The organism is Lentzea sp. NPDC051213, assembly GCF_044455585.1.
In the GTDB taxonomy this organism is placed as follows: Bacteria; Actinomycetota; Actinomycetes; order Mycobacteriales; family Pseudonocardiaceae; genus Lentzea.
In genome coordinates this window covers 229,663-246,962 of the sequence record NZ_JBITEX010000010.1, presented here as the reverse complement: position 1 = coordinate 246,962, position 17,300 = coordinate 229,663, and the positions used below count along the sequence as shown (strand labels likewise).

Below are 17,300 nucleotides of genomic sequence, written 5' to 3'. Positions count from 1 at the left end.
ATGGTGCTCGTCGCCGCACTCGGCTGCCTTCTGCTCGCGTTCTTGCTGGGAGTCGTCGCCCTGGTGGCCAAGCCACGCGTGACCGCCGCCGGTTCGCTGGCCCTGATCGAAACGAGCTACTCGGTCGCACTCCCCGAGACCGCGGTCGTGCACTCCTCACCGAGCTGGCTGCGCTCGATCGCCCTGCGGCTGTCCCCCGCAGGCGTGGCGCAGCACCTCCAGCGCCGCCTCGACCTGGCCGGCAACCCGCCCACCTGGACCCCGGACCGCGTGCTCGCCGCCAAGGGCCTCGGCCTGCTGCTGGGCGGCGGCCTGGGAGCGTTGATCGGCGTCCGCTCGGTCGGCTGGCTGCTGGCAGGCCTCGCCGCAGGCGCGGTGTTCGGGTTCTTCCTGGCCGACCTGCTCCTGCTCAACGCGGGCCAGAAACGCCAGGAGAAGATCCGCCGCGCCCTCCCCGACGCCCTCGACATGCTCACCGTCTGCGTGGAGGCGGGCCTCGGCTTCGACGCGGCCCTGGCCCAGGTGGCCCGCAACACCGCGGGCCCGCTCGCCCAGGAGTGCGCCCGCGTCCTGCAGGAGATGCAGATCGGCAAATCGCGCAACCAGGCCCTGCGCGCCCTCACCGAACGCACCACGGTCACCGAGCTCCGCGCTTTCGTCTCCGCTCTGGCCCAGGCGGGAGAGCTGGGCGTGCCGATCGCCCAGGTGCTGCGCGAACAGGCGCGCGAAATGCGCGTCCGGCGCCGCCAGCGGGCCGAGGAACTGGCGCAGAAGGTGCCGGTGAAAATCCTGTTTCCGCTGGTGGCGTGCCTGTTCCCGGCGATGTTCGTGGTCATCATCGGGCCGGGGGCGATCAGCATCGCTCGCGTGCTGATGAACCTCTGACGGGCGAGCCCGTCGGTCCCTGGCTGTCGAGGACCAACGACCCTGTTAGTCCCTTCGGTGTAACCAAGTGAGACCGTTGGAACGACATGCGGGTTGAACCTTCAGCAGAGAGGGGCAGCTCATGGCGATCCGAGTTGTCGTCGTCGACGGACACACGCTCACCCGTTACGGCCTGACGACGCTCGCCGCCGCGAACCCCGATCTCGAGGTCGTCGCGGAGGCGCACACAGCGGCCGAGGCACCGGGCATCATCGCCGCGGCCCGCCCGGACGTCGTGACCGTGGACGTGGCACTGCCCGACCAGGACGGCCTGCGCCTGGCCCGCGACCTGCGCGACCGCCACCAGTCGCTGGGCATCGTGGTGCTGACGTCGCAGGGCGAGGACGACGTGCTGTTCCGCGCCCTGGAGACAGGCGCGTCGGCGTTCGTCGGCAAGACCGCCCCGGTCGAGGAGATCCTGTGCGCGATCCGGCACGCCGCCGTGGCCGCGTCGTCGTTCACCGCGGCAGGACTCGCGCTGGCCATGGCCCGCCGCCAGTCCGCGACCGAGCGCATGGCACTGAGCCCGCGCGAGCGCGAGGTGCTGGCGTTGCTGCGCGACGGCGTGTCCATCCCGGCGATCGCTCGCACCCTGTACGTCAGCCCGTCGACGGCCAAGACTTACGTGTCACGCCTCTACGACAAGCTCGGCGCCTCGAACCGTTCGCAGGCTTTGATGGCGGCATTGCGCAACGGGCTGATCCGCAGCGACGCGGCCACGGCCTAGGCCCACCAGAACTCTGCCGACTGGTGGCTCACGCCCACCAGAACGTCCACAGCGTCGCCCCGCTCACGGCCAGCACCGCCAGCGACGAGACAGGCGCCTTCCAGTCCCCGTACCGGTCGGACACGATCTGCCCGGCGATCCCCAGCAGCGCGGCCACGACGTGCGCGACCACCGACAGCGTGCCGGGGCCGGGCAGGTCGCGGGCGTTTGCGTAGAACTGGACGCCGATGTTCCCCAGGGCGAGCAGCACCAGGCCCACCGCGAGCACTCCGCTCACGGCGCGCAGGATTCCGTAGGTCCGCGACGGTCGCTTTGCTGCTTCCACTTCCACTCCCGCCACCCTACGGGGCCAGCGGTGCCCGCGGCTCGAGGGCTCGGGCCGCGCCCGCGGCCCAGGAATCGGTTCTGCGGCCTGACCTGCGGTGCCGACAACGATCACCGCACCAGCCCAAGGTCCGGCGCCGGCCTACGGGGCCAGCAACGCCCAAGGCTCCAACGAAGGCGCCGCAGCCTGCCCCTCCGGACAGCTGCGCCGAAAGTCGCACCACTGGCACTGACGACCCATGACCGGCGGAAAGAGGATCTCCTGGTCACCCCCGGCCTTGAGCGTCTCGGCGGCGAGGTCGATCTCGTCGGCTGCCTCCTCGGCGCGGCGGACGTGCCTGGCCAGCGACTCCTCGGTGTGCTCCCACACCGCCACCGACCCGGACGGCAGGTGGTGCAACTCCACCCGGCGGCAAGGCTTGCGCAGCGTCCGCCTGGCCGCGAGGGCGTACAGGGCCAGGGCCTGTGAGCCGCGAGCGTCGTCGGAGGTCAGCACGTGCCGGCCGGTCTTGTAGTCGACGATCACCAGCTCGCCGTCGCGGTAGTCGATGCGGTCGACCCGGCCCTCGGCCACGATGCGCTCGGTCGGCGACGAGACCCAGCGCTCGACGCCCAGCGGCTCGAACGACACGTCGAGCGACGACACGTAGTCGTGCACCCAGCCCGCGGCGCGCGACCGGTACTCGGCGGCCTGGTCGACGTCGCGGAAACCCTCGGACTTCCACTGCCTGTTCAGCAGTGCCACGGCCTGCTCCGGCGTGCGACGCTCGGCGGGCAGGTCGAAGAGGGCCTTCAACGCGTTGTGCACCACCGCGCCCAGCGTGTTGTGCGCCCAGGCCCCGCCCCGCGGCGGCGACGGGCGGTCCAGGTACGTCATCCGGTAGCGGCGCGGGCAGTCAGTCCACGTCGAGAGCTTCGCGGGCGTCACGCGCACTAGACGACGTGGTGCCGTGGTGCCGAAGTCGAAGCCGAGTTGTTCCACCCCGACCAAGTTACTCAGCACCCCTGACAGAAAATGAGGCGCATGGAGATCTGGCACAACCCCCGTTGCTCCAAGAGCCGCGCCGCCAAGCAACGCCTCGACGACGAGGGCATCGAGTACACCGAACGCCGCTACCTCGAGGACGTCCCGACGGCCGAAGAGCTGGACCACGTCCTCACGCTCCTCGGCAAGGAGCCCTGGGAGATCGCGCGAACCAAGGAACCCGCCTACCCCAAGCTCCTCGAACACGACCGCGCCCAGTGGATCGCGCACATGGTCGCCAACCCGAGCCTGATCGAGCGCCCCATCATCATCGACGGCGACAGCGCGCACATCGAGCGTTAAACGCCAGAAGAGATGAAGCCCTGCACCGACGACGCGACCAGCTGCACGGCGATCGCGGCCAGCAGCAGACCGGCGATCTTGGCCATGAGCAGGATCCCGCTCTCCTTGAACACCTTGATCAGCAGGCCGGCGGACCGCAGGGTCCCCAGCAGGATCAGGTGCACGGCCACGATCGCCGCTGCCAGCGCCAGGTAGGACCCGAGAGCGCCATCCGCCTGCCGCACGAACACGATCGTCGCGGCGATGGCGCCTGGTCCGGCCAGCAGCGGCGTCCCGAGCGGCACCATCGCGATGTTCACGTCCTCGACCTCGGGGTGCTGGGTCGCACCCTTGCCGGTCAGCAGGTCCAGCGCGATCAGCAGCAACAGCAACCCGCCCGCGCCCTGCAGCGCCGGGATGCCGATGTGCATGTACGCCAGGATCGAGTTGCCCGCGACGGCGAACAGCGTGATCACCAGGAACGACACCAGCACGCCCTGCCGTGCGGCACGTTTGCGCTGGTCACGCGACTTGCGGCCGACCAGGCTCAGGAACACGGGCACGGTGCCGGGCGGGTCCATGATCACCAGCAGCGTGATCGAGGCCTCGATGAACAGCCGCACGTTGAACATCGCAACCGCCTATCCCACGAGGATCTTGCTGCCCGTCGCCCGTTCGGCCAGAGCATCCAGCATCTCCGGCGCCGTCGTCTCCGCGCCGAGCCGCACCGTCTTGTTCGTGCCGTGGTAGTCACTCGACCCGGTGACCACCAGGCCCAGCTCGTCAGCCAGCGCACGCAGGGACTTCCGCGTCTCAGCATCGTGGTCCGGATGATCGACCTCAACGCCCGCCAGCCCAACAGAGGCCAACGAACGCACCACCGACGGTGCCACCACAGGGCCGCGCGAGTGGGCGAACGGGTGGGCCAGCACGGTCACGCCGCCGGCCTCGGTGATCATCTCGATCGCGCGCTCGACCGGGGTGTCCGTGCGCCCCACGTAGTACTGGCCGCCCGTCAGGAACGTCGCGAACGCCTCGTCCACGGAGGAGACGACACCGGCGCGGATCAACGCCTGCGCGAGGTGCGGGCGCCCGGCGGGTGCGTCGAAGGGCAACCGCGACATCAGGTCGACCGGGTCGATGGGGAAGCCGTCGTCCTGCATCATCTCGGCCATCTTCTGGAGCCGGTGCCGCCGCTCCTCGCGCAGCCGGGCCTGCTCCTTCATCAACATGGCGTGTGTCGGGTCGTACAGGTACGCCAGCAGGTGCACCGTGATGGTGCGGCCGTAGCCGTCAGGGCACTCGCACGACAGCTCGGCGCCACGCACAAGACGCAGGCCAGGGGGCAATGCGGCAGCCGCTTCCGCCCACCCGGCGGCGGTGTCGTGATCGGTGATCGCCACCGCGTCGAGTCCGGCTCGGGCCGCCGCCTTCACCAGTTCGGCAGGGCTGTCGGTGCCGTCGGACTCGGACGAATGGGTGTGCAGATCGATGACCACGTCGTCCAGTGTGGACGACGTGGTGCACGGCCCGTGTTACGGGACCATCTTCTTCCCGCGCGCGGCCCGCTGCGCCTTGATCATCGAGAACCGCTCGGCCTGCGCCTTCTTGTCGCCGAAGGTCAGCTCCGAGATGGCGTCGTAGACCTCTTCGGGGTCCGGCAGGAACTCCAGGCGGTTCAGCGCCTGGATCTGACCTGCCGACTCCACGATCAGCGTGCCGTAGCCGAACATGCGGCCGCCCACGGTGCGCTCGTAGGTGAGGTCGGTGACCTTGCTGATGGGCATCATCGCGACCTTGGTCTCGAAGACGCCCGATGTCAGCATGAAGCGCTTGTCGGTGACGACGATGCGCTCGACCCACCACTCGATGATGAAGTACGAGAGCCTCAGCAACACCAGCAGCGCGGCGTACCAGAGGATGTTCTGGATGACGCCCGCGTCGGCCGGGAGCAGGTACGAGATCATCATGAAGCCGGCGAGCAGTGCTCCCGCCTCCAGGACGTCCCAGATCAGGGAGGTCCAGTGCCTGCGCACCCTGATGACCCGGCGCTCGCTCGACAGGAGGTAGTCGTCCGGATCACGTGGTGCGAACATGCGCTACCAGCCCTTTCCCGATCCCAGCCAGTGCCCTGCTCCCAGCCTCCCGGCGTGCCGAGGGACTAGAACAATTGTCGCACGAAGGTGATCAGGGCCTCAGCTGCAGTTCGCAGTGAGTTGAGGATGTTCTGCACCAGCTGCGCGGCTTGCTGCGGCTCCGCGATCAGGAAGAACAGCAGCAAGGCGATTCCGGCGAAAGTGAGGATCTTCTTCAAGTTCACGGTGTCCACCCCGTCCGCGGTCCGCACCCGTTTGGCGCCGTTCGTGACCGTTGTACAGCACGATTCAGTGCCTTGGGAGATTTGTACCGCAGCCGGGGTAGTGGACTGCACCGCCGTTCCGGGGTGACTACGCTTCGTGTTCGTGACGGGCAGCAGTGAGCGCACGATCCGCTGTGTCGGAGCCATCGTGCATGACTCGAACGGGCGACTACTGCTCGTGCGACGCGCCAATCCGCCTGGTGAGGGCCTGTGGTCAATACCAGGGGGACGCGTGGAGCCAAATGAGACGGACGAGGCTGCCGTGACTAGGGAAGTAGCCGAGGAAACGGGACTCTCCGTTACCGCCGGGCGCCTCATCGGCAGCGTCGAGCGACCCGCCCCGAACGGGGTTTTCTTGATCTTCGACTACGAATGCCAGGTCACGTCGGGTGTGCTCCAAGCGGGCGACGACGCATCGGATGTCGCTTGGGTGGACAGTGCGACCTTGGCCACACTTCCGACCACAGAAGGGCTCGTGGAAGCGCTCTCCGAGTGGGACTGCCTGCCCAGAACCTGATCAGGGTTCACGCGTTCGAGGAAGGCCCTCAACGCCAAACGAGACGTCCCCCGTGGGCCTCGGTGGTCGCCAGAGTGGTCGTCTCGACGTCGGCGTCACGCACACGGATGAGCCGCAGCTCACCGCCCTCGTGCGCGGCCCACCAGACAGGCCTGCCCAAAGCCGACAAAGCAGGCACGAGGTCCAGTCCGGACCCGCTCGTGATGACGACGAGCGGCGCGTCGATCGGCTCCGCCGCCTTGGCCAGGTCGGCGACCGGGTCGCCCGTGACCAGGCGTGGCGGGTTCTTGCGCAGCACCCCGCAGGCGACACCGAACAGACGCAGCCGTTCCGGTTGGTCGGCCCACACGCACGCCTCCAACCAGGCGTACGCGTCCTCGTCCGTCAGGTCGGCGGTCGCCACCCCGATGCCCGCCTTCGCGGCCACCTTCACCGTCTTGGGCAGCTTCGGCAGCACCGCGCCCGGCGCGAGCTCCAGGGAGCAGTGCAGGCCCAGCGCGGCCTTGGCCGGCCCGGCGACGAGCTGGCCCGCCTCCTGGGTCTGGTAGCGGTACGAGTACTGGTCGAGCCCGAGCAGCAGGCCCGCGGTCGTCGCGGCCTCCACCAGCCCGATCGGCCCGCCCGCCTGCTTGGCCGCGGCCACCACGGCCGGGTAGAGCAGGGCGGCGCGCCGCACCTCGTTGGTCTGGATCACCTGCGAGCTCACGAGCCCGCGCACGCGTTCGGCGCGCTGCAGCAGGAAGTCCCGGAACAACGGCCAGGTGTTCTCGTCCGCGCCGTAGGTCCCGCCGAGCGACGGGTAGTAGTTCGAGAGCTGGTGGAACGGCTCTGCCTGCACCAGCCGGTGCGCCGCCGCCAGCAGGAGCTCGCCCGTGGCGTTGTCCTCGCTGGCGGCGGTCAGCAGGTCGGCGACCTCCGGATCTTCGGCAGCCCGCGAGGCGAGGTGCTCGTAGAGCGGCGAGATGCCCGCCGCCTCCGCCGCGAACTCGCGCAGGCGCTGCTGTGCCAGATCCAGAGAAGTCACTTCACTCCTTGGGTTCGGGGCGCCCAGGCTGCTCGCCGCCACGAGCATCACCGTACGACTGCTTCGGCACCATGACCTTGCGGCGGAAGATGCACACGACCGTGCCGTCCTGCTTGTAGCCACGAGTCTCCACGTAGACCACGCCCCGGTCGTCCTTCGACTTCGACGGCGTCTTGTCGAGCACCTCGGTCTCGCCGTAGATCGTGTCACCGTGGAACGTCGGCTTCACGTGCCGCAGCGACTCGATCTCCAGGTTGGCGATCGCCTTGCCGGAGACGTCGGGCACGGACATGCCGAGCAGCAACGAGTAGATGTAGTTGCCGACGACGACGTTCTTGCCGAAGTCCGTGGTGTTCTCCGCGTAGTTCACGTCCATGTGGAGCGGGTGGTGATTCATCGTGAGCAGGCAGAACAGGTGATCGTCGTATTCCGTCACCGTCTTGCCGGGCCAGTGCTTGTAAACCGCTCCGACCTCGAACTCCTCGTAGTACCGACCGAACTGCACCGCGCCTCCAACTACGTGTGATCGAGATCTGCCTCAGGTGGGGAGACAGTCTGAACGCACAGGGAGTACCCTCGGCAACTGGTGTGTGAGTTTCTCCACCACCCGTGCACTTCGCCCCAAGGAGGTGAGGACCCCTAAATGAGCAAGGACCCCCACCCTGCGAGTACCAAGCGCGTCCTCACCGAGGTGATCTTCTAGATCCGGAGATTCCCCTGGTCAGGACGCTCGTCGTGCTTGTCGTTCTTACGCCGACGTGTGTACCTGGAGGAACTCCTCATGCCCAGCCTGCCCTCGATCCGCGGCCGTGGCGCGCAGCAACGCCCGGTAGGGCACGTTCCCGTGCCCCTGTCGCACTACGTGGTCGACTGCGCGGTTTACGTGGACGGCAAGCGCTTGCCCGGCCGGTGGACGCACACCGACGCCGTCAAAGAGGTGCGCAAGCGCAAGGACGGTTTCGTCTGGATCGGCCTGCACGAGCCTGACGCCGAGCAGATCGAAGGCATCGCGGAGACGTTCGGCCTGCACGAGCTCGCCGTCGAGGACGCGGTGCACGCGCACCAGCGCCCGAAGCTCGAGCGGTACGACAACACGCTCTTCATGGTCTTCAAGACCGTCCGCTACGTGACCAACGAGTCCCCCGACTCCGCCAACGAGATCGTCGAGTCCGGCGAGATCATGGTGTTCCTGGGCAAGGACTTCGTCATCACCGTGCGGCACGGCAACCACTCCGGGCTCTCCAAGCTGCGCCACGAGATGGAGGACGACGCGGAGCGCCTGGAGGTCGGTCCGTCCGCGGTGCTGCACGCCATCGCGGACCACGTGGTCGACAACTACCTCGACGTCACGTCGCACATCGAGGCCGACATCGACACGATGGAGGAGCGGATCTTCGCGCCGCGCAGCCAGGTCAGCGCGGAGCAGATCTACCTCTTCAAGCGCGAGGTGCTCGAGCTGCGCCGCGCGGTGATGCCGCTCGCGAACCCGTTGCGCCGCTTGGCGGAGGGCTACACGCCGCTCATCCCCGAGCAGGTGCGCGCGTTCTTCCGCGACGTCGACGACCACCTCACCGAGGTGTCCGAGCGGGTGACCGCGTTCGACGAGTTGCTGACGACGCTGGTCGACGCGACGCTCGCGAAGATCACGCTGCAGCAGAACACCGACATGCGCAAGATCACCTCGTGGGTCGCGATCATCTCCGTGCCCACCATGGTCGTCGGTGTGTACGGCATGAACTTCGACTACATGCCCGAGCTGAAGTGGAAGTTCGGCTATCCCCTGGTGATGAGCCTGGTCCTCATCGCCTGCCTGACGCTCTACCGAATACTGCGCCGAAATCGCTGGCTCTGACCCCGATTTTGCTCGCTTTGTTCGTTGTAGAAGGGCCCTGTCATGACCAGAATCCTGACCAACATCCGCTTCTGGATCCTCGCTTTCCTGCTCTGCTGGATCACCACCGTGTTCGTGCTGATCTCGGGGACGCCCTGACGTGTACGAGCGGCTGACGAACCTGCGGTTCTGGCTGCTCGTCTTCCCGACCGCCTGGCTCATCATGGTGTTCGCGTTCATCGCGGGCTGGCCGGACGCGGGCAGGGAGACGCCGGAGGAGCTCGCCGCCGAAGTGACGAACGCGTTGCAGCTGCACGATTTCCACAAGCTGCAGCCGTTGCTGGCGCTCGGCGGCGAAGACGTGGCGAAGGCGACCACCGAGCACTTCGCCACGGCGCAGGTGGAACGCGGCGTCTACCGCGACGGTGCCGTCGTCGTCGAATACACCCGCGACGGCATCCGCACGGAGTTCCGGCTGCCCGTCGAGCAGCAGGACGGGCGTTACGTGGTGAACCCGGTGCTCACTCCCACGGGGTGACGTCCCAGGTGAAGGGAATGCCATGTCCCTCACCGATCCCGAGTGACAGCGAGATCCCGGCCGGCCACAGCTTGAGCATCAGCGCGAACCTGTAGTCGATCTCCCGGCGCGGCTCGAACACCAGCAGCGCCAACGGTGTCGTGGGCGTCGCCTTGGCCGCCGCGTCCGCCAGCACGGCCCGGCCCATCGCCCGGTCGGCGGGCGAAACGTACTGCCACACCACGGAATGCCACACGACGGTGAGCACGTCGCGTTCGGCGCGCGCGAGCTGGTGCGCGAGCCATTCCGGCCCCGCACCCTGATCCACCTTCACCGGGTCGACCGCGGCGAGGTCGAGCGCGTCCCGCAGTCGGTTCCACCGGTCGAGCTGGTCGGCCCAGACGAACGAGCTCAGGTGCAGCCGTCCGTCCTCTGTGGACACGTCGATCGGGCTGATGTCGCAGCCGGCCCTGCCGACCACGCGCAGCCGGTGGCCGAGGTCGGCGGGTGGCCTGCCGGTCCACTGCGGGTCGAGGGTGAGCAGGCTGTCCTGGTCGCCCAGCACCGTGCCGTCGTCGAGCCGGTACCCGACGTGGTGCGGGCGCAGGTTGAGCCCGGCGCTCGCGCCGACCTCCAGCAGCCGCACGGAGAACGGCACGTGCCGCCCGGCCGCCTTCGCCGCCTCCTGTGCGGCGACGAGCAGGCCGCCGTAGAGGGGCGCATTTCGGCCGGGTTCGTTGGTCTGCACGACCGTGGCGCCGATCCGCTGGCGGAGCAGACCGGCGTGCTCCTTGAGCGCCGGCAGCGCGTCCTCCCACAGCGTCGGGAGGTGCGGCTGCCCGCCGACGGACGGGTAGTGCTTCGCGAGGTCCGGCGCCCGCCCTTCGAGCACGAGCCGGTGCACGGCGCCCGCGAACCGCAGGCCGGGCACGGTGCCCTCCCGGTCGCGTTCGGCGCCCGCCATGATCCTGGCGGTGACGCCGCCCTGTCTGAGGTCCTCGGCGGCGTCGTTGAGGAGTCGTTGGGTCAGCGGACTGCGGTCGCGGCAGCCGTGGGCGGCCGCGGCGAACAGCTCGGCAAGCACAGCATTGACGCTAGTAGGAGGTTCGTCCCGCGTCATCCGCACAAAGCCTGATTACCCTGCAGAGATGCCCAGGGTTCTGGCCGTCGCGGACGAGGTCGTCGAGCAGTTGTGGACCGAACAGGTGCACCGCCACGAGGTGGACCTGATCGTCGCAGCCGGCGACCTCCCCTTCGACTACCTGGAGTTTCTGGCCAACGCGCTGGACCGGCCGCTCGTGTTCGTGCCCGGCAACCACGACACCGACCTCTCCGGCTACGCGAACGTGCGCGGCCTGTGGACCAAGGCGGGCGTGCCGGTGCGCTGGCCAGGACCAGCCGGTGCGGTGAACGCCGACGAACGCGTGATCGACGTCGCCGGGCTGCGCATCGCCGGGCTCGGTGGTTCGATCCGCTACAACGAGGGCCCGAACCAGTGGACGGAACGGCAGCAGGCCCGCCGTGCCCGCCGGGTGTCCCGGCTGGCCGGGTGGCGCAGGCTGCGGGACGGACGTGGCGTGGACGTGCTGCTGACCCACTCCCCTCCGCGGGACTGCGGTGACGAACCGGATGCACCGCATCGAGGCTTCGCGTGCCTGCACACGCTGGTCTCCCGTCTGCAGCCCGGCCTCTTGCTGCACGGCCACATCCATCCGCACGGCGCGCCCAAACCCGACCGTCAACTCGGCGACACCCGCGTGGTCAACGTCGTCGGGTACAAGGTGCTGGACGTGTCTGCATCGGGGGTTCCGCGATGAGACGTGACACCGGTTTTCCGCTGGCCGACGCCGAGAACGACTTCGTCCGCGCCCGCCGCCGCCAGGTGATGTCCCGGCTGGCGGCGTGGCTGCGCCGCGAGCCCGACGACGTGAACATCATGCTGCCGTTCCACGAGGTCGTGGAGTCGCTCGGGATGCTGTCCGAGAAGCGGCTGGGCCTGCAGACCATCCGGCTGGACTCGATCGTGGGCAGCGTCGACCGCACCCGCGACTTCGACCGCCGCTTCCGCCCGACCTCCGGCCGCGTCCGGGAACGCTGGCAACGTCTCGCCCTGGCCGCACGCCGCGGCGAGAACGTCCCGCCGATCGAGGTGTACCGGATCGGCGAGCTGCACTTCATCATCGACGGCCACCACCGCGTCTCCGTCGCGCACGCACTGGGCCTGACGGTGATCGACGCCTACGTGACGCAGGTGATCACGCGGATCAACTCGGCGGGCATCCGGTACCGCGGCGACCTGATCGTGAAGGACTACCGGCGCCTGTTCCTCGACCGCGTGCCGCTGACCGGCGAGTCCCGCGCCGCCGTGGTGCTGTCCGACCCGTGGGACTACGCCGAACTCGGCGAGCACGTCGAGGCGTGGGGCTTCCGGCTCATGCAGGACACGTGCCAGTTCCTGGACCGCGGTGAGGTAGCGCGACGCTGGTACGCCGAGGAGTACAAGCCGGTCGTGGCGATGCTGCGGCAGGCCGACATGATCGGCGACCGGACCGAGACCGAGGCGTACATGTGGGTCGCGGGCGAGCGGTACCGCCTGATCCGCACCCACCGCTGGGACGCCGACGTGATCAACGCCGTGCGCGAGGAAACTCGCTCGCACGGGCGCCCGCACCGCGGTTAGCGTGCGGCGGTGCCTGATCTTCACTCCCCGCGCCTGATCCTGCGCCCGTGGACCTCCGCGGAGATCCACGCGGTGGTCTCCGCTGATCGTCAGCCCTCGTGGGCCGCCGACTTCCCGGCCGAAGGAGACACCGTGATCGCCGGGGTGATCGCCTCGAACCCGGACTGGCTCTCGCCGTTCGGGCACCGCCTGATCATCGAGCAGGCCACCTCGGAGGTGGTGGGCTCACTCGGCCTGTTCTGGCCTCCTTCCGACGGCTGCGTGGAGATCGGCTACGGCGTGGTGCCCTCACGGCAGGGCAAGGGCTACGCCTCCGAAGCGGCCTCGGCGCTGACGTCGTTCGCGCTGTCGCTGGCAGACGTGCACACCGTCCACGCGGACGTCGAGCGCACGAACCCCGCCTCCGCCCGCGTCCTGGAGAAGGCGGGCTTTCGGCACTTCGACAGCACCGAGTCGCTGCTCAGGTACCGGCACGGTCCTGGGACGCCGCCGCAGCGCTGACGCCGGAGTTGACTCACCTGCGCTTGCGCTTGTCCGGCTCCGGGAACTCGCGGTCCAGCACCTCGGGCCAGTTGCCGTGCTCGAGCCCGCTGCCCGTGAGGACGCCGCGGAAGTCGTTGTGGCTCTCGCGGATCTCTCGCTTCAGCCGCTACAGGTCGCCCCCGGCCTTCAGCACCACGGCGGCCTGCATCCGGTTCCAGCCCTGGCCGCTGGTGTAGGTGGTGGCCAGTTCTCGTAACGCCTCCTCAACCTCCTTGGGCCGGAAGTCCTTGCGCACCCGCGCGGCGACGCGTTCCGACACGATCTTCGGCCGGTGTCGCTTGTCCGGTTCCGGGAACTCGCGCTCCAGCACTTCGGGCCAGTCGTCGTCGGCGAGCCCGCCGAACACCAGCACGTCACGCCAATCCTGCCGGCTCAGCTGGACGGCCTCCCACAACCGCTGCGTTCGCCCGGCAGTGATCAGCACGATGGCGGCGTAGATCCGCTCGCAGTCCTGGTTGCCGGCTTCCGCGAGAACGAGCGTGCTCAGCGCCTCCTTCGCCCGGTCACCGAAATCGCGTTCGACCCGGTGCACCACACGTCGCGAAATGGTCATGTCGTCAAGACGTCCGGCGGCCGATCCTGTTGAGCGGCACCCCAGCACTCATTGCCCGAACTCGCGCTCCAGCACCGCCGGCCAGTCACCGTGCGCCAGCCCGCCGTTCATCAACACGTCCCGCCAGTCGAGCGCACTCAACTCGACGGCCTGCCACAGCCGCTCCACACTGCCCTCGGCCATCAGCACGATCGCGGCGTGCACCCGTTCCACGTCCTGGTTGCCGGTCTCGGCCAGCGCGAGCGCGCCCAGCACCTCGCTCGCCGACGCACCGAAGTCGCGGCCGACCCGGTTCGCGACGCGGTCCGACACACTCACCGCGGCGCCACCCGCGGGCCGTCCGAGTCAGGCATCGGCCGTGCCTGGTCCAGCACCTCGTCCGTGTACTTGTCCAGCAATCGCGTCCCGATCTGTTGTGCGTACCCGAAAATCACGGCCCACAGCAGCAGCGCGGCAGCCGACGGAATGCCGATCAGCCCGCTGGTGACCCCGGCCCCGAGCGCCAAGATCCCGACCACCGCCAGTGCCGCACCGAGCATGATCTTGATCAGCGCCTGGTAACCGATCATCACGTACGGCGAGAGCGATGGCCGGCGGCGTAATAGCAGCACCACCGCCGCCAGCACGGCGCCGAACGACCCGAGCACCTGCACCAGCCACACGTCCACCGCGGACGCCTTGGCCGTGCCGCCGGGACACACCGTCGGCAGCGCGTTCTCCTTGGGATCAACGCAAAGCGGGATGATCCCCGGCTTCACGATGCCGACGACGCCCAGCACGGTGTTGATCACGAACAACACCAGCGACGCCGCGATCAGCTTGTTGCGCAACGCCCGGGAACCGGCGTGCGCGAAGTCCGAGTTGTCGTACGCCGCCCGCAACGCGTCCACCACGATCGCCCGCTCCACCGCGGGCGTGAACTCCCCCGGCCGCAACGCTTCCAGCGCCCGCCGCCGCGGATCGTCCTCGTCCAGGTACTGCGCGACCCGAGCCTGCAACCCCGGCAACCGCCCCATGAACCCGCGCTCGGCCGAGATCGTCGCCACCTCGGCCTCGTGCAACGCGCGCCAGGCCCGCTCGATGTACCAGCCGGACCACCACGACGGCACCATGCGCCACCACGGCTCCCGATCGCTGAGCATCGCCTCCACCACGGCCGCCTGCGCCTCGGCCGTGCGACGCCACACATCACCCTCGGGATCGACCGGATCCGACGGTCCGAGCGCGGCAAGATCCGCGCGGACCCGGTCCAACCGGGACTGCACGACGAGTCGCCAGTCGGTGACTCTGGGTTTGCGCTCGACCATGCCCCGATGGTGACAGACGGGTCTGACAATTCCCGGAGCCATCCGTGTGACGTGCGCAAACGTCACCCGAACACCCGAACAGGTGATCGAGTCAGACCCACTTCCGCACGGCAGGATCCCAGGTCTCGCATGGCTCGCCCGAGGCGAGCGGATCGACGAACTCGACCGCTGCCGACACCAGATCACCGAAGTCGTCAGGCAGGTGGTCCGCGTCCACGCCCATCTTCCTCACATAGGCCCGGTAAGCCTGCTGCCGCACCGACGCCAGATCGCCGACGACTCCTGAAAGCGGCCTCAACTCGACGCCACGATGGCTCGTCGTCGCGACAAGCGCCTCGCGCATCACGCCGTACGACACCGAGTGCTTGCCGGTGAGCACGTGGATGTCCACGTAGTCACGAATCCTGGTGTTGGCCCGGCCCAAGGCGATCGCTGTGCTGCTCTTCTCCGCCAGAACCGTTTCGATCGGATAGCCGAGCACGGGCACGGCCACGACATCCGGTCGCTGAGAGGGCAGTTCGAGCGCCTGCGGCTCCGGCGTCACCGGGTCGCCGAAGTTGATGTCCAGCTTGAGCTTCACGTTGGCGTTCGAGATGCGGCAATCCATCGAGATCCGCACACCCGCGTACATGTCATCGTCCCGGATGGACGTGGCGGTGACCGCGTCGGTCAAGAACTCGACGCCGTCGTCGAAGTTCGACACGACCTGCGCCACCTCGATCACGCGTCCGACAACCGCGTCCTCATCATTGGCCAGGTTCCGCGCGAGCAGGTCGGCGTCCGCGGTCGGACGGCGGGCGTCGAACACTGCCAGCAGCATGCCTCCCTTGAGCACGAACGTGCCGGCGTGTGGTGACGCGGCAAGGCGCGCGAGCCACCGTTCAAGCACGTAGAGCGTCTGCAACTCCTGTGTTGGCCGCTTCTCGCGGCGCGCCCGGTTCTGCAGGTCCAAGTAGGCGCGACCGCCTGGCGTCGCCCTCGTCGGCTTCACTCTGCGATCACCGCGTCCACCGCGGTCCTGACCGAACCGAGCACGCCCAACTCCTCCGCGAACGCGAGCACCTCACCCGGCCGGGCATCCCTGCGACGCAGGTACCTGCGCAGGGCGGACAGTGCGAGCGGCTCCCCGAGCCGGCCTCTCAACCTCATGAGATCGACAACGGTCCTTTCCTGGCTGTAGATCCGCACGTGCTCGCCAGGAGCCGCCTCCACCTCGGTCAGCCCGGACTCGAACGACTCGATGCCGAACCTGAACACCTCGGTCGGCGGGTAGTCGATGCGCGGCGGCCGCCGGTTCCTGGGCACGGCGATCTGCACCTCACGAGGGATCTCATCAGTGAGGTCATGCACCACCGCTGCCGATACGCAACACACGATGGCTACCGGTGCACGCATCGAGACCGCCAGCAAGTCCGGCCAGGTGGGCACCGCCGCGTCTGCCTTGCGGAAGACACCTCGCGACAGTTCCATCAGCTCACCCTCGTCACGGAGCCGATAGAGGTCGCGGAAGTGCAGGCCGGAGTCGCGGGCGGTGCCGGTGGTGAACGTGGCGGGAAGCGATGCCATTGCACTCATGGATAGAAGTGTCGCCAGATCAGGCTGACCTGGCAACACTTCTATCCAGCTATCAGGCGGTCTGCGATGGCTCCACCAGCGCACGGAGCCGGGGAGGCATCCTCTTCTCCAACCCGTACGGTTCGAGGTGAGCTTGCAGCACGCCCGTGAACGCCCGCTCCACCGAAGCGGTGTCCCAGTTGTCGCTCTCCAGAATGGGTTGCTTGAAGTACGGCTGCCCCACGATGTGGAGCTGCCGGCCGTTGCACCGGATGACCTGGCCGGTGATGCCCTCCGAGCGGTCCGAGAGCAGGAACAGCACCAGGGGCGCCACCTTGCCCGGGGTCCGGTCGGCCGGAATCGCGCGCAGCGAACGCTCCGACTTCCACACCATCCGCGTGTGCGCGACGGGGCAGACCGCGTTCACGCGGATGCCTTCCGACTCCAGGTCGAGTGCCCACGAGTAGCTCAACGACGCCACCGCGCCCTTGGTCGCCGAATAAGTGGCGAGTTTGCGCTGACCGAACGACGCACCGGACGAAATGTTGATGATGGAACCACCGTTGAAGGAACGCATCGCCCGCATCGCCGCGATTCCGACATAGATGACGCCGAGGACGTTCACCTCGACGACTTGCTTGATCGTTTCGGGGTCGTCTTCCCACGGCGCGGTCTCGTAGTTCAGGCCCGCGTTGTTCACCAGACCGTCGATGCGGCCGAATTCGTCGACGCACAGGTCGATGATCTTTGCCGCCTCACTGGGGTCGGCCACCGTGTGCGTCGAGGCGACGGCGCGGCCGCCGTACCCGCGGATGTGCTCCGCGACCCTCTCCGCCAGGTCACCGTCGTTGTCATTGACCACCACCGACGCGCCGGCGAGGGCGGCGTGCATCGCGTACGCCTCGCCCAGTCCTCGACCCGCCCCCGTGATGACGACCGCTTTTCCGTCCAGGATCCCCATTGCACGCTCTCTTTCATCACTCGGCGGCGGTTCCCCGGAACCCCCCTGTGGTCCTGTACCCGCCTTCGACAAGCGTGCGTAAGAACCGAAGCCGCGCAGAACATGTTTCGGCGAGACGTTGCTGCCGAGCGCCCAATGGCGAACCGAGTTCTGCCCAGCTGATGCCCCGGACT

At 68.4% G+C, this 17,300-nt stretch carries 24 protein-coding genes; 9 read left to right on the top strand and 15 right to left on the bottom strand.

All coding sequences use genetic code 11. The features are described from left to right. Positions 1-885: a type II secretion system F family protein gene (locus ACIA8G_RS37675; protein WP_396423539.1), complete on the top strand. Its 885-nt coding sequence runs from the start codon at positions 1-3 to the stop codon at positions 883-885. 121 nt (positions 886-1,006) lie between these two features. Then, positions 1,007-1,651, top strand: coding sequence for a response regulator (locus tag ACIA8G_RS37670; protein WP_396423538.1), 645 nt, complete (start codon positions 1,007-1,009; stop codon positions 1,649-1,651). Between the two features lie 28 nt (positions 1,652-1,679). Here ACIA8G_RS37670 and ACIA8G_RS37665 read toward each other — a convergent pair whose 3' ends face one another. Beyond that, positions 1,680-1,976, bottom strand: coding sequence for a hypothetical protein (locus ACIA8G_RS37665; protein ID WP_396423537.1), 297 nt, complete (start codon positions 1,974-1,976; stop codon positions 1,680-1,682). Between the two features lie 141 nt (positions 1,977-2,117). Further along, positions 2,118-2,957, bottom strand: a complete 840-nt coding sequence (locus ACIA8G_RS37660; RefSeq protein ID WP_396423536.1) for a RecB family exonuclease — start codon at positions 2,955-2,957, stop codon at positions 2,118-2,120. Between the two features lie 42 nt (positions 2,958-2,999). Between ACIA8G_RS37660 and ACIA8G_RS37655 the strand changes: the two genes are divergently transcribed. After that, positions 3,000-3,302: an ArsC/Spx/MgsR family protein gene (locus ACIA8G_RS37655; RefSeq protein ID WP_396423535.1), complete on the top strand. Its 303-nt coding sequence runs from the start codon at positions 3,000-3,002 to the stop codon at positions 3,300-3,302. Here the strand turns inward: ACIA8G_RS37655 and ACIA8G_RS37650 are convergent. From ACIA8G_RS37650 to ACIA8G_RS37635, 4 genes are all read right to left on the bottom strand, one after another. Then, positions 3,299-3,913, bottom strand: coding sequence for a MarC family protein (locus ACIA8G_RS37650; protein WP_396423534.1), 615 nt, complete (start codon positions 3,911-3,913; stop codon positions 3,299-3,301). The two genes, ACIA8G_RS37655 and ACIA8G_RS37650, sit on opposite strands and share 4 nt — an antisense overlap. Before the next feature lie 9 nt (positions 3,914-3,922). Next, entirely contained in the window at positions 3,923-4,780 is an 858-nt protein-coding gene (locus ACIA8G_RS37645; protein WP_396423533.1) for a PHP domain-containing protein, read from the bottom strand. Between the two features lie 36 nt (positions 4,781-4,816). Further along, on the bottom strand, positions 4,817-5,377 hold the full coding sequence (locus tag ACIA8G_RS37640; RefSeq protein ID WP_396423532.1) for a PH domain-containing protein: 561 nt from the start codon (positions 5,375-5,377) through the stop codon (positions 4,817-4,819). Positions 5,378-5,442: 65 nt separating this feature from the next. Then, a complete protein-coding gene (locus ACIA8G_RS37635) occupies positions 5,443-5,766 on the bottom strand; it encodes a hypothetical protein (RefSeq protein WP_396423670.1) in 324 nt (107 codons plus the stop codon). On the opposite strand from ACIA8G_RS37635, the gene ACIA8G_RS37630 reads away from it, so the two are divergent. Then, the gene (locus tag ACIA8G_RS37630) at positions 5,738-6,157 is read left to right on the top strand and encodes an NUDIX hydrolase (RefSeq protein ID WP_396423531.1); all 420 of its coding nucleotides are present in this window, start codon (positions 5,738-5,740) and stop codon (positions 6,155-6,157) included. The genes ACIA8G_RS37635 and ACIA8G_RS37630 overlap by 29 nt on opposite strands. 28 nt (positions 6,158-6,185) lie before the next feature. Here ACIA8G_RS37630 and ACIA8G_RS37625 read toward each other — a convergent pair whose 3' ends face one another. Continuing rightward, positions 6,186-7,229, bottom strand: a complete 1,044-nt coding sequence (locus ACIA8G_RS37625; RefSeq protein WP_396423663.1) for a DUF2332 domain-containing protein — start codon at positions 7,227-7,229, stop codon at positions 6,186-6,188. After that, positions 7,183-7,686 (bottom strand): MaoC family dehydratase, encoded by a 504-nt coding sequence (locus ACIA8G_RS37620; protein WP_396423530.1) that lies wholly within the window; start codon positions 7,684-7,686, stop codon positions 7,183-7,185. Before ACIA8G_RS37620 ends, ACIA8G_RS37625 begins: the two co-directional genes overlap by 47 nt. A gap of 276 nt (positions 7,687-7,962) precedes the next feature. Here ACIA8G_RS37620 and corA point away from each other — a divergent pair, with 276 nt between their 5' ends. Next, entirely contained in the window at positions 7,963-9,033 is a 1,071-nt protein-coding gene (gene corA, locus ACIA8G_RS37615; protein ID WP_396423529.1) for a magnesium/cobalt transporter CorA, read from the top strand. Positions 9,034-9,172: 139 nt separating this feature from the next. Beyond that, positions 9,173-9,550 carry a hypothetical protein gene (locus ACIA8G_RS37610; RefSeq protein WP_396423528.1) on the top strand — a complete coding sequence of 126 codons (378 nt, stop codon included), beginning with the start codon at positions 9,173-9,175 and terminating at the stop codon, positions 9,548-9,550. Here ACIA8G_RS37610 and ACIA8G_RS37605 read toward each other — a convergent pair. Continuing rightward, entirely contained in the window at positions 9,534-10,613 is a 1,080-nt protein-coding gene (locus ACIA8G_RS37605; protein ID WP_396423527.1) for a DUF2332 domain-containing protein, read from the bottom strand. The genes ACIA8G_RS37610 and ACIA8G_RS37605 overlap by 17 nt on opposite strands. Before the next feature lie 64 nt (positions 10,614-10,677). Here ACIA8G_RS37605 and ACIA8G_RS37600 point away from each other — a divergent pair, with 64 nt between their 5' ends. From ACIA8G_RS37600 to ACIA8G_RS37590, 3 genes are read left to right on the top strand one after another with little or no spacing between them, the layout of a single operon-like run. Next, positions 10,678-11,346, top strand: a complete 669-nt coding sequence (locus ACIA8G_RS37600; protein ID WP_396423526.1) for a metallophosphoesterase — start codon at positions 10,678-10,680, stop codon at positions 11,344-11,346. Further along, positions 11,343-12,209 (top strand): chromosome partitioning protein ParB, encoded by an 867-nt coding sequence (locus ACIA8G_RS37595; RefSeq protein ID WP_396423525.1) that lies wholly within the window; start codon positions 11,343-11,345, stop codon positions 12,207-12,209. The genes ACIA8G_RS37600 and ACIA8G_RS37595 overlap by 4 nt, the downstream gene beginning before the upstream one ends. Before the next feature lie 9 nt (positions 12,210-12,218). Beyond that, complete coding sequence (locus tag ACIA8G_RS37590) at positions 12,219-12,710, top strand: GNAT family N-acetyltransferase (RefSeq protein ID WP_396423524.1); 492 nt, start codon at positions 12,219-12,221, stop codon at positions 12,708-12,710. A gap of 148 nt (positions 12,711-12,858) precedes the next feature. Here the strand turns inward: ACIA8G_RS37590 and ACIA8G_RS37585 are convergent, their stop codons facing one another. From ACIA8G_RS37585 to ACIA8G_RS37560, 6 genes are all read right to left on the bottom strand, one after another. Next, positions 12,859-13,305 carry a hypothetical protein gene (locus tag ACIA8G_RS37585; protein WP_396423523.1) on the bottom strand — a complete coding sequence of 149 codons (447 nt, stop codon included), beginning with the start codon at positions 13,303-13,305 and terminating at the stop codon, positions 12,859-12,861. A gap of 48 nt (positions 13,306-13,353) precedes the next feature. Then, positions 13,354-13,623, bottom strand: a complete 270-nt coding sequence (locus ACIA8G_RS37580; protein WP_396423522.1) for a hypothetical protein — start codon at positions 13,621-13,623, stop codon at positions 13,354-13,356. Continuing rightward, a complete protein-coding gene (locus ACIA8G_RS37575; protein WP_396423521.1) occupies positions 13,620-14,612 on the bottom strand; it encodes a hypothetical protein in 993 nt (330 codons plus the stop codon). Before ACIA8G_RS37575 ends, ACIA8G_RS37580 begins: the two co-directional genes overlap by 4 nt. Positions 14,613-14,703: 91 nt before the next feature. Then, on the bottom strand, positions 14,704-15,603 hold the full coding sequence (locus ACIA8G_RS37570) for a nucleotidyl transferase AbiEii/AbiGii toxin family protein (protein ID WP_396423520.1): 900 nt from the start codon (positions 15,601-15,603) through the stop codon (positions 14,704-14,706). After that, complete coding sequence (locus tag ACIA8G_RS37565; RefSeq protein ID WP_396423519.1) at positions 15,600-16,187, bottom strand: type IV toxin-antitoxin system AbiEi family antitoxin domain-containing protein; 588 nt, start codon at positions 16,185-16,187, stop codon at positions 15,600-15,602. The genes ACIA8G_RS37570 and ACIA8G_RS37565 overlap by 4 nt, the downstream gene beginning before the upstream one ends. Before the next feature lie 52 nt (positions 16,188-16,239). Beyond that, positions 16,240-17,127, bottom strand: coding sequence for an SDR family NAD(P)-dependent oxidoreductase (locus ACIA8G_RS37560; RefSeq protein WP_396423518.1), 888 nt, complete (start codon positions 17,125-17,127; stop codon positions 16,240-16,242). Between the last annotated feature and the right edge of the window lie 173 nt (positions 17,128-17,300).

What these genes read in the sequence shown, in the direction of transcription:
- ACIA8G_RS37650 (WP_396423534.1), bottom strand. Translation starts at nt 3,913, where the DNA reads ATGTTCAACGTGCGGCTGTTCATCGAGGCCTCGATCACGCTGCTGGTG.
- ACIA8G_RS37560 (WP_396423518.1), bottom strand. Translation starts at nt 17,127, where the DNA reads ATGGGGATCCTGGACGGAAAAGCGGTCGTCATCACGGGGGCGGGTCGA.
- ACIA8G_RS37670 (WP_396423538.1), top strand. Translation starts at nt 1,007, where the DNA reads ATGGCGATCCGAGTTGTCGTCGTCGACGGACACACGCTCACCCGTTAC.
- ACIA8G_RS37565 (WP_396423519.1), bottom strand. Translation starts at nt 16,187, where the DNA reads ATGAGTGCAATGGCATCGCTTCCCGCCACGTTCACCACCGGCACCGCC.
- ACIA8G_RS37625 (WP_396423663.1), bottom strand. Translation starts at nt 7,229, where the DNA reads ATGCTCGTGGCGGCGAGCAGCCTGGGCGCCCCGAACCCAAGGAGTGAA.
- ACIA8G_RS37675 (WP_396423539.1), top strand. Translation starts at nt 1, where the DNA reads ATGGTGCTCGTCGCCGCACTCGGCTGCCTTCTGCTCGCGTTCTTGCTG.
- corA (WP_396423529.1), top strand. Translation starts at nt 7,963, where the DNA reads ATGCCCAGCCTGCCCTCGATCCGCGGCCGTGGCGCGCAGCAACGCCCG.
- ACIA8G_RS37585 (WP_396423523.1), bottom strand. Translation starts at nt 13,305, where the DNA reads ATGACCATTTCGCGACGTGTGGTGCACCGGGTCGAACGCGATTTCGGT.
- ACIA8G_RS37600 (WP_396423526.1), top strand. Translation starts at nt 10,678, where the DNA reads ATGCCCAGGGTTCTGGCCGTCGCGGACGAGGTCGTCGAGCAGTTGTGG.
- ACIA8G_RS37640 (WP_396423532.1), bottom strand. Translation starts at nt 5,377, where the DNA reads ATGTTCGCACCACGTGATCCGGACGACTACCTCCTGTCGAGCGAGCGC.
- ACIA8G_RS37595 (WP_396423525.1), top strand. Translation starts at nt 11,343, where the DNA reads ATGAGACGTGACACCGGTTTTCCGCTGGCCGACGCCGAGAACGACTTC.
- ACIA8G_RS37575 (WP_396423521.1), bottom strand. Translation starts at nt 14,612, where the DNA reads ATGGTCGAGCGCAAACCCAGAGTCACCGACTGGCGACTCGTCGTGCAG.
- ACIA8G_RS37655 (WP_396423535.1), top strand. Translation starts at nt 3,000, where the DNA reads ATGGAGATCTGGCACAACCCCCGTTGCTCCAAGAGCCGCGCCGCCAAG.